The sequence below is a fragment of the Halorhodospira abdelmalekii genome, from assembly GCF_016583625.1.
In the GTDB taxonomy this organism is placed as follows: Bacteria; Pseudomonadota; Gammaproteobacteria; order Nitrococcales; family Halorhodospiraceae; genus Halorhodospira; species Halorhodospira abdelmalekii.
The window spans coordinates 1-14,769 of record NZ_NRRN01000058.1; the positions used below are offsets into that span (position 1 = coordinate 1).

10 protein-coding genes, 1 tRNA gene and 2 pseudogenes are annotated in these 14,769 nt (G+C 63.0%); 10 read left to right on the forward strand and 3 right to left on the reverse strand.

Annotated features, from left to right (window positions below):
• Positions 1–150: 150 nt before the first annotated feature.
• The 4 genes and pseudogenes from CKO15_RS11850 to CKO15_RS11865 all read left to right on the forward strand — a co-directional run bounded on the left by CKO15_RS11850 (position 151) and on the right by CKO15_RS11865 (position 3,441).
• Positions 151–2,607, forward strand: a complete 2,457-nt coding sequence (locus tag CKO15_RS11850) for an EAL domain-containing protein (protein ID WP_200196537.1) — start codon at positions 151–153, stop codon at positions 2,605–2,607.
• A gap of 37 nt (positions 2,608–2,644) precedes the next feature.
• Positions 2,645–2,719: transfer RNA gene (locus CKO15_RS11855), tRNA-Val, on the forward strand.
• A gap of 102 nt (positions 2,720–2,821) precedes the next feature.
• Positions 2,822–3,058 (forward strand): annotated as a pseudogene (locus CKO15_RS14430) (type I restriction enzyme endonuclease domain-containing protein); the annotation flags it as partial.
• Positions 3,028–3,441, forward strand: a complete 414-nt coding sequence (locus CKO15_RS11865; protein ID WP_200196541.1) for a S24 family peptidase — start codon at positions 3,028–3,030, stop codon at positions 3,439–3,441. The pseudogene CKO15_RS14430 and the gene CKO15_RS11865, both read left to right, overlap by 31 nt.
• A gap of 136 nt (positions 3,442–3,577) precedes the next feature.
• On the opposite strand, the gene CKO15_RS14560 is transcribed toward CKO15_RS11865, so the two are convergent.
• Together CKO15_RS14560 and CKO15_RS11875 are read right to left on the reverse strand one after the other, a co-directional pair.
• Entirely contained in the window at positions 3,578–5,224 is a 1,647-nt protein-coding gene (locus CKO15_RS14560) for an ATP-binding protein (RefSeq protein ID WP_200196543.1), read from the reverse strand.
• Positions 5,221–5,940, reverse strand: a complete 720-nt coding sequence (locus CKO15_RS11875) for a response regulator (protein WP_200196545.1) — start codon at positions 5,938–5,940, stop codon at positions 5,221–5,223. Before CKO15_RS11875 ends, CKO15_RS14560 begins: the two co-directional genes overlap by 4 nt.
• Before the next feature lie 215 nt (positions 5,941–6,155).
• On the opposite strand from CKO15_RS11875, the gene CKO15_RS11880 reads away from it, so the two are divergent.
• Positions 6,156–6,674 carry a hypothetical protein gene (locus CKO15_RS11880; RefSeq protein ID WP_200196546.1) on the forward strand — a complete coding sequence of 173 codons (519 nt, stop codon included), beginning with the start codon at positions 6,156–6,158 and terminating at the stop codon, positions 6,672–6,674.
• A gap of 199 nt (positions 6,675–6,873) precedes the next feature.
• Complete coding sequence (locus tag CKO15_RS11885) at positions 6,874–9,102, forward strand: PepSY domain-containing protein (protein ID WP_200196548.1); 2,229 nt, start codon at positions 6,874–6,876, stop codon at positions 9,100–9,102.
• Between the two features lie 162 nt (positions 9,103–9,264).
• On the opposite strand, the gene CKO15_RS11890 is transcribed toward CKO15_RS11885, so the two are convergent.
• A complete protein-coding gene (locus CKO15_RS11890; RefSeq protein WP_200196550.1) occupies positions 9,265–9,435 on the reverse strand; it encodes a hypothetical protein in 171 nt (56 codons plus the stop codon).
• Between the two features lie 1,058 nt (positions 9,436–10,493).
• Between CKO15_RS11890 and CKO15_RS11895 the strand changes: the two are divergent.
• From CKO15_RS11895 to CKO15_RS11910, 4 genes and pseudogenes are all read left to right on the forward strand, one after another.
• Positions 10,494–11,847 (forward strand): annotated as a pseudogene (locus tag CKO15_RS11895) (magnesium transporter); the annotation flags it as partial.
• A 156-nt stretch (positions 11,848–12,003) separates the two neighbouring features.
• Positions 12,004–12,669 (forward strand): TorF family putative porin, encoded by a 666-nt coding sequence (locus CKO15_RS11900; RefSeq protein WP_242464764.1) that lies wholly within the window; start codon positions 12,004–12,006, stop codon positions 12,667–12,669.
• A gap of 91 nt (positions 12,670–12,760) precedes the next feature.
• Positions 12,761–14,425 (forward strand): Na/Pi cotransporter family protein, encoded by a 1,665-nt coding sequence (locus CKO15_RS11905; protein WP_200196554.1) that lies wholly within the window; start codon positions 12,761–12,763, stop codon positions 14,423–14,425.
• A 199-nt stretch (positions 14,426–14,624) separates the two neighbouring features.
• On the forward strand, positions 14,625–14,769 hold a 145-nt coding region (locus CKO15_RS11910), incomplete at its 3' end, for a MerR family transcriptional regulator (RefSeq protein WP_200194753.1).

Consider the following 14,769-nt stretch of genomic DNA (forward strand, 5'->3'; position numbering starts at 1 on the left):
GGCAGCGGCGGGCTGCGCCTGCGACCTTCAAGTAAGGTAGGGGTTAAAGGTAGGGGTGACGGGCTCGTGACTCGGAGTGGGGAGCGGGCCGTTGCGACTATCTTTTCGAATTTCTTTACGACAATATCTTAGAGGCAGCCGCGTACGGCGGTGCGGAGGGGGCTTATCAAACGATCCGACGCGGGTCGGGACGAGGGGTCGTCGGCAAGGGATAGCGTATGGCAGGCGGCGATTGATGTCGTCGAGTCGCTGGTCTTTGTGCACGACGCTGAGTGCCGCATCATTGACGCCAATCGCGCCTACCTTGAGCGTGTCGGTCAGCCACGCGAGACGGTCGTCGGGCGCCCCTATTGGGAGGTCTTTCCGCTGCTGAGCGGCCCGCTCGACGGCTGCCGGCGCGGGCTTAAGCGGGCGCAGCAGCTCTCCGGACAGGTATGCGCCCCCGGTGAGCTCGAATCGAGCGAGGAGATCACTCTCGACTCCGGTGAGGTCTTCCTCTCGCGTTCCTTCGTGATGCGTACCCCCGCAGGTGCTTACTGGTGCTCGGTGCACTTGCTTGAGGAGGTGACCGAGCGGCGCCGACAGGAGCGCCATAGCAAGCAGGTGGCCACCGCGCTGCGTGAGCGCGAGGCGCAGCTTCAGCAGCTGTTCGCCAACATGACCGAGGGGGTCTTGGTCGTCGATCAGGCTGGCGCTGTCGTCTACGCCAACTCGGCCGCCGCGCGCCTCTTTGCGCGCAGCAGTTGGCAGATCATCGGCCAAGTGATTGGGTTACCGATCGGCGGGCCGGATGCTCAGGAGATCGAGCTCTACGGCCCGCAAGGAACTTTCTGCACTGTTGAGATGCGGGTGCGTGATGTGCGCTGGCACGGTGAGCCAGCCCACTTGGTCAATCTGCGCGATGTCACCGAGCATAAGCGTGTCGAGGGCGAGTTGCGGCAGGCTGCAGTCGTCTTCGAGGAGTCGCACGAAGGGATCGTCATCGCCGATGCCGAGCAGCGGGTCATTGCCGTCAATCGCGCCTTTAGTGAGATTACCGGCTACAGCGAGGAGGAGGCGGTCGGAACGCTATGGGCCCTGCTCGGCTCGGATCTGCACGAGCCGGCCTTCTACGAGGCGCTGTTGGAGGCGGTGGAGAGACACGGTCTGTGGACCGGTGAGCTGTGGAGTCGGCGCCGTGATGGTTCTTCCTTCGCAGGATTGGTCACCGTGCGCGATATTCGCGACGAAATCGGCCAGCGGACCCACTATCTGACGGTCTTTTCCGATATCTCGCGCGTTAAAGAGTATCAGAGCCAGCTTGAGCGGCTGCTGCACGCCGATCCGCTGACCGGATTGCCCAACCGTGCGCTCTTTCAAGATCGGCTTGAGCAGGCGGTGGTTGCGATGCAGCGCGCAACCGGAACCTTGGCTGTCTACTCGCTCGATATTAGAGATTTGAAGTCGGTCAATTTTACCCTGGGGGTCGAAGCTGGCGATGCGCTGCTGCAGCAAGTCGGGGCACGTCTACGGCAGGTGTTGAGTGAGCAGGAGACCGTTGCGCGTCTTGGTGGTGATGAGTTCGGGGTGCTCTGTCCTGGGTTGCGCGATGTCGATGCCGCGGGTGAGAAGGCTGAGCAGATGCTGAAGGCGGTGCAGCAGCCCTATCGCGTTGCCGGCAAAGAGCTGCACCTCTCGGTGTGCATCGGGTTGAGTGTCTTTCCGGGGCGGCAGTTGCCGGCCCATGAGCTCTTTCAGCAGGCGAATGCGGCGATGGAGCAGGCCAAGCAGGAGGGTGTGGCCTACCGCTTCTTTAGTGAGGAGCTGACCGAGCAAACGCGGGAGCGAGTGCAGTTGGGTTCCGAGTTGCGCTACGCGCTTGAACGCGGCGGGCAGCTCGCAGTCCATTATCAGCCACAGGTCGATCTGCGTACCGGATGCTGGATCGGGATGGAGGCGCTGGCGCGTTGGCGCCATCCGCAGCGCGGCTGGGTGCCGCCGGGGCGCTTTATCCCGGTCGCCGAACGGGTGGGGTTAATTGAGTTGCTGGGTGATTGGGTCTTTGAACAGGCGTGTATCGAGGCCCGTGCTTGGCTCGATGCCGGTTACGATCCGGGGCGAATCGGCGTCAACTTCGCTGCCCCGGAACTCGTTTCAACGGAATTGGTCGATAAGACGCTGGACATTTTAGCGCGTACCGGGTTGCCACCATCACATATCGAGTTGGAAATCACCGAGAGCCTCTTCGTCGATCCCCACGCCGAGACCATCGGCCGCTTAGAAGTCCTCCGCCAGCACGGCATGCGGGTAGCGATTGACGACTTCGGTACCGGCTACTCGGCACTGAGCTACCTGCGTGATCTACCGATCGATCGGCTCAAGATCGATCGCTCATTCGTTACCGGGCTCTCCGAAGATCCACGACTGGTGGCGATCACGCGGGCGATTGCTGGACTCGGCGAGAGCTTGGGCTTTGAAGTCATCGCCGAAGGGATCGAGACCGAAGCACAGCGACAGATCCTGCTCGACGCCGGGTGCTTCCAAGGGCAGGGGTATCTCTTTGCGCGCCCGTGTGCCGCCGCTGATCTCGATCTGCGCCACTTCGCAGCCCCCCTTTCGGCGACTTGACGCGCGCGCTCCCTTTGCCTATAGTCGCAACCAGAGTGGGCGGCTAGCTCAGCGGGAGAGCACTGCCTTCACACGGCAGGGGTCGCTGGTTCGATCCCAGCGCCGCCCACCACCTCCCCTTCCAGTAGCATCGACTGACCGCTGTCCTCGGCAAGCCTCCCGGCTAATCTTAAATGGCCCCTGGTGACAAGACTGTTGGGTCTACGACGCGCTCGCGGACAACGGGAGCGCCAGGGAGGTCATGGGAGACGAGCAGCTTCGCTTCCTCTCCCAGGAACTGGTCCAGCGGGTGAGACAGAGCGTGACCATCGACTGGCAGGTCCGAGAGAACGCTCGCGCGCAGATCCGAGTCCTCGTCAAGCGCATGTTGCGGAAGTTCGGCTACCCGCCGGACATGCAGCAGCGGGGAGCTTCGGCGACGTGCAGAGCGTCGAGCCCGAGGGGTGGGTAAGGCTTGATACCGGACGAAAGCTGCAGCCGGGCATGTTCGTGGCCCAAGTCGTTGGCAAGTCGATGGAACCGAGAATCCCGGATGCCGCTTGGTGTCTGTTCCGGTCGCCGGTGATTGGCACCCGGCGTGGCAAAGTCGTGATCGTCCAGCTTCGGGATCAAGTCGATCCCGAAACCGGCGAGCGCTACACCGTCAAGCGGTACGAAAGTGAGAAAACCGTAAACGAGGAAGGCTGGCGACACAGCCGGATCGTATTGCGGCCCGACAATCACGATTTTGAACCGATCGTGCTGACCGAAGCGGACGAAGGTACACTGCAGGTGATTGCGGAACTGGTGGAAGTTCTCGGGTCGCCGAGAGACGAGTCGAAGTTGTCGCTCTGATGGGCAAGAAAGGGCGCATAATCGGGCGAGGGTGGGTGTTTAGCCCGCCCTCACCACGCCACCTGGCATGCGGGTCCGCACTGAGCATTCGTCATCCCGGTTTGCGTCGCGAGCGTCCGCGACAAGTGCCCTTTAACTATGCGTTCGTCGGCAGTTCGACGGCAAGATGCAGCCCGCCACCGCTGCGATTCTCCGCGCGCACCGAGCCGCCGTGGGCTTCGATGGCGCGCTTCGCAATCGCCAGGCCGAGCCCATGGCCGGCGTACTCGTGCCCTGGGCTCCCTTCAAGCCGCTGGAAGGGTTCGAAGAGACGTGGCAAATCGGCTTCAGCAACACCGGGGCCGGCATCAGTTACCGAGATGTTCAAACGCTCTGCTGTCTCCCACCGCCAGCTGACCTCGACGGCCCCGGAGGGGGGAGTGTGGTAGACGGCGTTGCGGACAATGTTCTCCAGCGCTGAACGCAGTAGTCGACGGTCGCCTTGGAGGCGCGCCGCTGGCCCTTCTTGGAGATACACCGATGCTCCTTCCGGCGCTTCTTCTCTCGGCAGCGGCGATAAGTCCCCAGAGCCGTTCTCGTCCTCCGGCGTTGTCGTGCCTTGCGATGTTATCGCGCCTTGCGCCGTGATCGCGCCTCGATCGGAGCGGGTCGCGTGTTCAAAGCGCGCATCGGCGCAGATCTCCGCCAGCAGTGCCGCCAGATCGATCGTCGTATAGTGGAACGGCTCTATGCCTGCCTCCAGCCGCGCCAGGCTGAGGGCCTGGCCGATCAGGCCATCCAGGCGTTCAATCTCACGCTCTATACGATCAAGGTAGCTTGCAGCCGTGGTGGGACGAGCGCGCGCCAACTCCAGTGCGGTTTGCAGGCGGGCCAGCGGTGAGCGCAGTTCGTGAGAGAGATCGCGCAACAGCCGAATACGCGACTCAATCAGAATCTGCAGACGCTCCGCCATTCGATCGAAATCGCGCCCCAGGGCCGTGATCTCATCGCCGCCGCTTGGCGGGGCGCCAGTGCGCGCCTCCAAGAGACCACCGGCTAGGCGCTGGCTTACAGCGCGCAGGCGCCGCACCCGCTGGCTAAACCGTCGCGCAAGCATCGCAGCCAGCGCCGCGGTAATGCTCAGCGAGACCAGTGCGACGAGCGGCAGTGGCAGTTCGAGCAGTGCGCGGCGCGGATGCGCGGCGACCAAGTAGTGCGGTGTCTGCTGTAGCGCATCCGCTGTCGGCCACAGTGGCACCGCGCGGTAGTGGTAGATCGTGCCCGTACCGCGTCCGCCGATGCTGCCACGGATCGCAGGCCACGCTGCCTCTTGCGGCCTCTCTTTCTCGGTGTCGCGTGGCTCGGCTCCTTCTCTACCCCTTCCTCGGCCGCCCCCTCGCTCGACTCCCTGTTCGGGCTCTTGCGTGAGCGCGGATTGCTCCTCTGCGCTTGTCCCCTGCTGCGCCCCCTGCTGCGCCAAGACCCGCTCTAAATCGTGCGCGAGGGCCTGGATCAGATAGCCGTGCCGGGCGCCGCGCTGCTCTTCGCCGCGATCCCCCCCCACAGGTACGAGCAGCATGCGCGGCGACTCCTGACGCTGCAATGCGCGCAGATAGGCGCGCTGCTCCCGCAGCCGTCCTTCACGGGTCAGCGCTTGCAATTCAGCAGCGTGCTCTTCCAGTTCGGCGACAGTCGGCAGCACCACGCCCGGAACCCAGTAGTGGTGAGTCAGCACCAAGCCGGCTGCCACCGCGCTGAGCGCAAACCACAGCCAGGCAAAGAGCTTAACGAAGAGTTGGCTCACGTGCGCACCCGATAGAGGTAGCCAGCGCCCCGGCGTGCAACGATGCGCGGCTCGCCGTCGGCGTGCGGGCCGAGCTTGCGGCGCAAGTTGCTGATGTGGGTATCGACGCTCCGGTCGTGGGGCGTCAGCGCCCGGCCGAGGGCGTGGCGGCTGATCCGCTCCTTATCGACGACGTGACCGGGCTGGCTCAACAGCAGTTTGAGCACCTCCCATTCCGCCCCGGTCAGCGCCACTTCGCGGTCGTTTACCCAAATCCGTTGCCCCACCCAATCGATCTGCACATCACCGATGCGTTGTGTTGTCGTTCCAGCCGCTCGCTCGGCATCGCCGGTCCACTCGGTTCGCCGCCGCAGCAGGGCGCGCAGGCGAGCCAGCAACACCCTTGGGTTGCACGGTTTCGCTAGATAGTCGTCGGCCCCAAGCTCAAGCCCGACGACCGTATCGGTGTCGTCACCACGTGCGGTTAGCATCAACACCGGAGTGTCGCTGTGGTGGCGAAGTTGTCGCAGTACGCTAAAGCCGTCCGCTCCGGGGAGCATGACGTCCAACACAATCAATTCCGGGTTGCCGGCAGCCAGCTCGCTGAGCGCCTCCTCACCGTCGTAGGCGGCGTAGACCAAAAAGCCCTCGCCCTCAAGGTAGTCGCGCAGTAAAGCGACCAGTTCCACATCATCGTCGATCAATAGTACCTGAGGTCTATCCGCCGTGCCGTCCACCCGCTTCCCCCCTTAACGATTCTTTACAAATCCTCACCCTCCCTAACCCCTCCGCCGCGGCGTTCCGGCTATAGTGATCGTGGTGGTGCTCTCTTTTCGGCATGGAGGCAGCGGCTGCGCAGAGCGCGGCCGGCGCTGGGATGGGTCAGCGGCAGAGAGCAGCTAACGAAAGCACCATCGTACCAACACTCGATCACGTTCAGGAGGCATCGAAAATGCGAATCGTACTACTCACCGGCACCGTAGCCGCCGCGCTACTCTTTAGCGTATCAGTCCCTGCTGAGGAGCTGCGCGTTGATGAGCGCCCCGGCAATCCGGTCAGCGAGCCACAACGCGAAGCGATGCAGTTCCGTGCCGAGCAGCGCTGGGCCGAGTTGAGCGACGAAGAGCGGCAACAGCTGCGGGATGCCCGCAGTGAGCGTCGCGAGGCGGCCCGAGCTGCTCAGCAGCAGCTACAGCAGCGAGGAGGAGCCGGTGAGGCACGCCGCGGACAACAAGGTCCACGCTCCGATGTCGAGCGCCGCCGCGCGGCGCAGCGGGCCGAGCTGGAACGTCGCAGCGCCGACCGGGAGCGCCGCAGCGAGGCGCGCCGTGCCGCTGCCGAGGAGCGCCGCGGCATGGGCCGTAGCGAGGAGCAGCGGCCAAGAGACGGCAGCCGCCCGCAGCAACGTGAGCAACAACAACAGCGGCCGGGGCAGGGGCCTGGGCAAGGGCCGGGGCAAGGAGGGCAGTAAGCGTTTGCTGCCGCGACCGCTGCCGGCAAATCATCAGCAGGTCTTGCGAGAAGAGGGTGTTCGCGGGTTCGGCCCCTGCGCTCCTTTGTGAGCGTAGGGCACGCCCAATTACTGTCTCCGGGGTGCTAAACCTCTGCCGCAGTCACCGTATAGGCTTGGCGGAGTCGGTCATTGCTGCAGCAAAGAGCAGAAGATCAACATGCGTGAAGCTCACCACCGTTTCCTTCGTTTTCTCCACCGCTGGCTGACACTGCTCTTTGCACCGCTGCTGCTGCTCGTTCTGGCCACCGGTGCGCTCTTAGCGCTGCAGCCGGTGATCGACAGTGTGCAGGGCAGTCCGGCCGCAGGGGAGCCTGCTGCGCTCGCGGAGCTGAGGGCGATCGTTGAGCGTCACGATCCGGAGCAGAGGACCCGCGCCATCCATTTGGAGGCCGGCGGTATCGCCGTCTTTGAGAAGAGCGAGGCCGGCAGCCGTTCGGTCCATCTCTATCGCCTCGAGGATGGTGCCGGCCTCGGTGAGCGGTCGACCGGAGCCGATCTCTTCCGCACGGTGCGCCATCTGCATACCGATCTCCTGCTCGACCTAGATTGGCTGGTTGAGGTGGGGGGTTACGCACTGCTTGCCATCTTGATTCTTGGTCCCTGGCTGGCCTGGCCCCGTCTGCGCCGTGGGTTGAACCACTGGCATAACGGGCTCGGCTGGTTGACGCTGCCGTTGGTGCTCACGCTCACGGTCACTGGCGTGCTACTGGCGCGCGATTGGGGAACGCCCACCTTGCCTGTCATCGACCGAGAGGCGCCGCGGATACCGGTGATTGAGGCTTTTGACGGTCTTGAGGCTGCAGGGGTGACCGCTATCCATGCAATGGAACGAAAGGAACGGTCGGCCTGGATCGTCCACGGTAGCGACGCCGAGGGCCGTCGCGATGTGGTGATCCAGCGCGATGCAACCACCGCTATCGCACCCTATCCGGGCTGGATCCGGGCGATCCACGGGGGGACCTGGGCCGGTCCTTGGTCGGGGCTCTTGAACTTGTTGGTCGCAACCACGCTGCTCTTTCTGCTGATCAGCGGGCTTTGGCTGTGGGCACGGCGGTGGGTGGGTGAGCGTCGCCGTGCCGATCGTGGCGCTGAGACCCTCGTCGCTCACGCCAGCCAGACGGGCACGGCTGCGCGTCTGGCCGCTGCTACAGCGCAGGCGCTGCGCGAAGGGGGAGGGCGGGTTGCCGAGGGCTCTCTGGCGACCTTGACCCCCGCCGATCTGAAACGCTATCGCCATACGCTCTTTCTTGTCTCGACCACCGGTGACGGCGCGATGCCCGACTCTGGGCGGAGATTCCTCACTGCCCTAGCCGACGCCGACCTCAGCGGGGTTCGATGTGCCGTCTTCGCACTCGGCGATTCCAGCTATCGGCGCTTCTGCGCGGCGGGCGAAGCGCTGCGCAGCGCCTTGCGAGGGACCGGCGCCGAGGAGATCGTGCCGATGACCCGGGCCGATGGAGACCCGAGCGCTGCTTGGCAGCAGTGGTTCTCCGGGATCGCCGAGCGGCTTGGCCTGATCAACGAGACGCCGACTGCGCCGTCGGGGGACCAGGCCGTCGAACTCACCCTGAGCACCCGAGAGCAGCTCAACGACCCCGGCGACCCAGTCACTCACGAGGTTTGGCGCCTGGAGTTTGCGAGCGAAACCGCCCTCGACTATCGCCCTGGTGATCTGCTACTGATCCGTCCCGGTCCCGGTGAGCCGCCGCGCCCTTACTCCATCGGTAGCACTCCACTGGAAGACCCGCACCGACTCCGTCTGACCGTGGCCGTCACCCACCGCATCGACGAAAAGGGCGCGCTGTGCCCCGGCAAGACCTCCGGTTTGCTCTGTCGGCAGCTCATCGTCGGTGACCCTCTGCAGGCGACACTGCGGGTCCACGAGTCGTTTCGCCCGCCCACTGATCCGGCCCGTCCGATGATCCTTATCGCCGCTGGGTGTGGTATCGCGCCACTGATCGGATTTATCGCCGAGCGCGCCTGTCAGGCGCGTGCTGAGGGGGACACCGGTCCGATCTGGTTGATCTACGGCAATCGGCGCCGCGGCGGGGACTACTTTTACGCCCGCGAGTTGGAGATGTGGCACCAGCGCGGCGTACTCACTCGCATCGATCTTGCCTTCTCCCGCGATGCCGAGGACGGCGGCTATATTCAGGATCGCATGCGCGAGGCGGGCGCCGAGCTTTTAGAGTGGCTCGATCGGCGTGATGCGATCCTCTATGCGTGCGGCAAGCAAAAGACCGTCGGCGCCGGTGTCCGTGCAGCGCTTGCCGATATCCTCTGCGAACACGGCGAGACCGCAACCCCAGCCGAGGCCGCGCGCCGCATCGACCACTGGGAGCAGGAGGGCCGCCTGCGTATGGATCTTATCGACCTTGGGTCTTAACGGGGGCTAAGCGGGGCCTTAACGCTGCATCAGGTTCTCAAGCGTGTCCCGGAAGCCTTCGAGGTTTCTCTCTAGGTAGTTCCGGTAGTAGTGACTGCCGGGTGGCAGGCGCTCTTCAGCCTCCCAAGGGAAACCGAAGTCGTCCGGACGGAAGAGCTCGTATTAGCTGCGCCACTCCTCCCCGAGCTTGATCTTGAGCTGCGGGTTAACGAGGTCGTGACCGCGCTGCAGGCGCAGAAAGAGCCGCCGGTTGTAGGGACCGTCGCGGCTGACTTCGTTTTTGGAGAGGATGGAGCTGATGTACTCCCGGCGTTTGCGTCGTGGCGGCAGCACGCTGTCCGGTAAGCGCTCGGCGAAGGTGCTCAGGATCGGGCCACAGCGTAAGCGTGGCGGGAGAACTCAAAGAGATCCAGAGCGGCTTGCTCTCTGCTCGAGCTTGGTGTAGAGTCGCCCCCGGTTTTATTTTGCTTGCCTTTTAGCAGAAAGAGGTGTTCGCACTGACCGATGGACAGTTCTTGTAGATGCTCGAATCGGGCTGACGCTGATCACTTTGCAGCGTCTTGCAGCGCCTCCGGGATTCCTTCCTTTAAGAAGCGGTAGTCTTCTTCTCTTAGCAAAGGCTCCCCGGCGCACTGCAAGGTGCTGCAGAGAGAATTGGGAGCCGACTGCTTGTCTCATTTTGTGACGCATAGTCGGTCGTGTTCGCCTTGTATTTGTGGGCGAACGGGCGCCCTTTGTGCCCCGGTTTTCTTTGTGTCTGGCTTTGATCATTGGATCATTCATTGGTCCACAAGCCCGCCATGTAGCGGAGGGCAGCGGTCGCCGGCTGGGAGTGTTGGCGTCCCCGCCGGCATTCTTTGGGCTCGCTGGTTCCTGGGAGCGCCGGCGTCCTCGCCGGCATTTTTTGGGATCGCTGGTTCCTGGGAGCGCCGGCGTCCTCGCCGGCATTCTTGATCAAGGTGGGCCAAACGATGATCGCCCCCGGTGCTCGTGCCGGGTTGGGGGCTGAGCTTCTCTCGACGAAGCCGCGCGTGTCGTGGTAAGCGCTGCGGCGTGGTGCCAGAACCAGCACGAGACTGTTCTTTTTTTCCACTGTAGTTCGCGATTGCGGGAGGTGAATTCCTTGCCAGACGAACCTGAACCTGAACCAGGGCCTCGACTCAGCCGCATTAGGCGAGAGCGGGGTCATGCGATGCCGTCCGCCGATTTCAGGCGGTGGGCCGCTCCTCTCCGCTAATTCTACTGATTCGGGGAGGCACGGCCTCCCTTTGCCTGAATTCCGTGACGGTCTTGAGCTGAAAAGCACGGATTACGGAGTTCATAAGATGAATCAGGTTACTGTTGATTACCTTCGCACCAGCCAGTTCCACGACCTGGATCCGACCGAAAAGGCACGTTTGCTCGCCGCGTTAGAGCCGGTAGAGCGATTCGCCGTCTTCTCTGAATTGCCACCGCAAGAGGCCGTAGCCACCTTCCTCCATATGGACGACGAGGAACAAGCCGGCATTCTGGAGCAGATGGGGCAAGAGGCTGGTGCGCGCTTTGCCGGTCGGCTGCCGGTCTACACCGTGGCCCGCAGTGTTGCGTTGCTCACGCGTCGTTATGGCGACGAGCTCTTGGCCCGGCTGCCGGTCAAAAAACGCGAGCAGGTCGAAAGCATCCTCCAGCACGATGAAGACAGCGTAATCCGTGTCATGCGCGCAGATCCTATCGTCTTCGCGGCCGAGACTCCGGTCGCTGAGGTGATGGCGCGGTTGAGTGGCACTAAGAACGGCACACAGGCCGGTACGCAGAACGACGGTACGCGGGGGGGGCGCTGGGGAGCAGGAGGAGATGAGCGCAGCCGTCTTTGTGACGAAGGCGGATGGCGAGTACTTGGGTCACGTCTCGCTCGCCCGATTGCTGCGTGCTACAGACGACACCCATCTTGGCCAGTTGGTCGATGGTGAAGGGGTGAAGGCCAGTGTGGACGATAACAAGGTCGACGCTGCGCGCTTACTGCAGCGGAGTGACTTGCCCCTGCTGCCGATCTTGGATGCGCAGCGCCGCCTAGCGGGGGTGCTCTGCTTCAGTGATGCCATGGACGTACTGGAAGAGGATGCCTCTGAAGACGTCTACAAGAAAGCCGGTATTGGCAGCATCGTCCATGCGCGCGATGTCGTGCGCTCGGAAAAACTGACTTCCGGCCCGATCAGCTACGCGGTTAGAGTGCGACTCGCCTTTTTGATGGTGACTCTCGCCGGTGGTCTCATGGTGGGAGGCGTGATCGATTTCTTCGAAGATACGCTGGCAGCCGTGGTCGCCTTAGCTGTATTCATTCCGTTGGTGATGGATATGGGCGGCAACGTCGGCACCCAATCGACCACGATCTTTGCCCGTGGCTTGGCGCTTGGTCACATCAATCTGGACCGCTTCTTCCGTACCCATCTGCTGCGTGAAGGGCTGGTGGGGCTGGTTATGGCTGCGGTGATTGCGATCCTTGCTGGGGTGATTGCCTACTTCTGGCAAGGGGCGCCCAACGACATTCCAGTGCTTGGCGTAGTCGTCGGCGTGGCACTCTTCACGGCGGTGCTGACCGCCTCAATCTTGGGTTTCTTGTTGCCCTGGGTGATGCTGAAAATCGGTGTCGACCACGCCCCTGGTGCTGATCCATTCATTACCACCATCAAGGACTTCACCGGTCTTGCGGTCTATTTCTTGATGGCGGCGTGGCTGCTCAGTGCCCATATTCCGACCACCGCCTGAGTGGCGCTTGAGGCGGCCGTAAGGCGGCCGTAGACAGGCGGCTACGGCGTGATGGCCTCTATTAGCCTTCGGAAGCGGGCATCACGCCGGCAGCCGCTTGTGCGGTGTAGAGCTGGTTCTCCAGCGCACAAAGATTCGACAAAAGGATTCGCTAAAATGAGAAATCTCAGCAATAAGCAGAATAAGGTGTACGCTCTCCTGATCAGCGCCCTCACTGCCGGCTGTTTGGGGGCCGGCCCTGCCCAGGCCGAGCTGACCTTCAATGTCGGTCTCTTTACTGATTACATCGACCACGGTGAGTCAGTCTCTAATAATAATGCCGTCGTCCAGGGCGGGGCTGAGTACAGCCACGCAAGCGGCGGCTTTCTCGGTACGCAGCTCTCGACTCTCGGCGGCGATGAGGCAGGACAGGAGGCAATTCCCTTTGCGGGTTGGGGCTTCCCGGTGGGACCGCTCGATCTTGCTGTCGGTTATGCGTATTTTCACTATTCGGAACAGCGTGACGCCGATCTTGGTGAGGTTTTTTTCACTCTCGACTGGGACCGTGTCAGCGCCGAGATCACTTACGCGGTCCACGCTGATGATCGGGACGCTAGAGGGGATACCGTCTATTGGGTCGAAGTCGGGCAGCCTGTGATGCCCGAGACGCGGCTCTTCGGTGGCGTGGGGTATGATGACCCCGACGCCGAATCGGGCGTGGCTTTTTGGATGCTCGGGTTGGCGAGGCAGCACGGTCAGAGCGAGATCTCCCTGACGTATGCCTCACGCGATGAGTCGGGTGCGCAGTCCCTCTTTGTGGCTGGGTATACGGTTGCATTCTGATCTGGAGTAGGCGTTGCCACTCCTGTGGCCGAGGCCGTTGCAACGGCTACAGGAGTGGGGCGCGGTCGACTCAAGGGGAGAGGGCTGAGGCATGGAGCTGATCAATCTTATCGCCGGTGTGTTGCTGATTCTCTTCGGACTGCGCTTCTTGCGCAAAGGGTTTGCTCGCATTATCGGCGGCGATTTGGTCGATTGGCTGCAGCGCTTTACCCGCACCAGTGGGCGTGCCTTGGCCGGCGGTGTGGTCAGCGGCACCGTGATGCCTTCCTCCACGGCAACCGCCATGCTCTCGGTGCAGATGACCCGCCGCGGCAAGGCGCCCTGGAAAAACGTGCTGGCTGTTTTGTTGGGTGCTCAGCTCGGCACCACGGTGCTCGTGCACGTCATCTCATTTAGCCTGCACGACTACGTCGGCCTCTTTGTGGCACTGGGTGCTGGGCTCTTTCTCTTCGTCGAGGCCGGCCGCCCGCGTGGCGTGGGGCAAGCCGTTTTAGCTTTTGGTTTTATGCTCCTGGGGATGAGCCTGCTGAGTGAGGCGGCGGCTGCCCTTGGGGCCGACCCGGCGGTAGAGGCCCTCTTCGCCGCGCTGGGTCAGTTGCCGTTGCTCTTTTTGATCGGGGCGATCCTGCTGACCCTCATGGTGCAGAGTGCGACCGCTTCCATTGCGTTGGCCCTGGCGCTGGTTGCAAGTGGTCAGATCACGCTGACGCTCCTGCTCTTGTGGGTGTTGGGCGCCAACATCGGTCTCTCTTTGACCGTCTTGCTGGCTGGCTGGGGCGATCCCCAGGGGCGCCGGTTGGGCTTTGCCGTACTGCTCGTCAAGCTGCCCTTGGCACTGCTTGTCGCCGGCTTCTTGGCGGGGAGTGGGGCGTCGTTGCTCTCCGGCCTGCCTGGTGAGCTGCCGCAGCACGCCGCCTGGACCCACACCCTGTTTAACCTGATTGCTTGTGCAGCGCTCCTTTTCGCTGTTCCCTTAGAGCGCTGGGTCACCCAACTCGTCCCCGATACGACTCCGGCTGCGCCGGCCGGTCCGGCGAGTCTGCCCGGGCTCGATCCGCTGCTGCTACAAAACCCCGCTTTGGCGGTTAACGCGGCTCTGCGCGAGACCCTGCGGATCTTTGACGCCTTACACCTGATCAGTGATGCGATGGTGCAGGGAGTCCGAGAAGGGGAGGTGGCCGAAGACTTTCGGGAAGATCTCAAGCGTCGCAGCCGCGAGATCACCAACGCCGCGCAGGAGTTGACCGCCTTTCTCGATGCCATTCCCGACGATGCACTGAAGCGGGAGGACCGCGCGCTCAAAGAGACCATCGACGACTTCATGCGCGAGTTGCCGATGATCCTGCGGACGCTGGGCCCCGATTGCCACGATAAGCTGCAACGGTTGTTGAGACTGCCGCCACCGGCAATCGAGCGTGCCCGGCCACTGTTGCTGGAGGCATCGGCGCGCTTCTCCAAGCAGCTAAATACGGTGGCACGGATGTTGATGCGCGAGCGCCCTGAGCTGGGGCGGAAGATTCTTGAGCGCAAGCAGGACAACAGCAGCTGGCTCATTCGAGCGAAGCGGACCACTCCCGGGCTCTCCTATCCAGCGTGGGAGATCTTGGACGGCTTTCAGCAGCTCAATCGGCGCTTGAGCGGAGTGGCCTACGTCTACTGTCACGATCATCTCTCCGGAGAGGACTTAGATGCCGATGTCAGCGATCCGCAGAGCCACCCTGGCGGCGGTGATAGGGACGATGATGGCGGGCGATGATGGCGGTGCCGGGGCGGGGGTGGGCTGATCCGGAGTCGCATCTGCGCCGTGCCGCTCTTCTTCAGCGGGCGGCACAGCCCGTGCCAATTGCGTGCATTTATCGCAGCATTGGCATCGGCGTGCGCCTTGTGCCCGTGGAGCTAGACTCTAGTCTTGCAAAAAATGCGCGATAGTGTACTCTTGACTCATGGAGAACACCATGAGTACAGGCAAGGCAGCGAAGCGGCTGGGTGTTTCGGTCAAGACCCTGCAGCGCTGGGACCGCGAGGGGCGCCTCATTCCAGCGGCACGGACTGACAGCAATCGTCGTCTTTACACTGAGGCCCAATTGCGGGAGTTCATCG

Coding starts and splice junctions, on each gene's coding strand:
- CKO15_RS11905 (WP_200196554.1), top strand. CDS start 12,761: ATGGAGCTGATCAATCTTATCGCCGGTGTGTTGCTGATTCTCTTCGGA.
- CKO15_RS11880 (WP_200196546.1), top strand. CDS start 6,156: ATGCGAATCGTACTACTCACCGGCACCGTAGCCGCCGCGCTACTCTTT.
- CKO15_RS11885 (WP_200196548.1), top strand. CDS start 6,874: ATGCGTGAAGCTCACCACCGTTTCCTTCGTTTTCTCCACCGCTGGCTG.
- CKO15_RS11900 (WP_242464764.1), top strand. CDS start 12,004: ATGAGAAATCTCAGCAATAAGCAGAATAAGGTGTACGCTCTCCTGATC.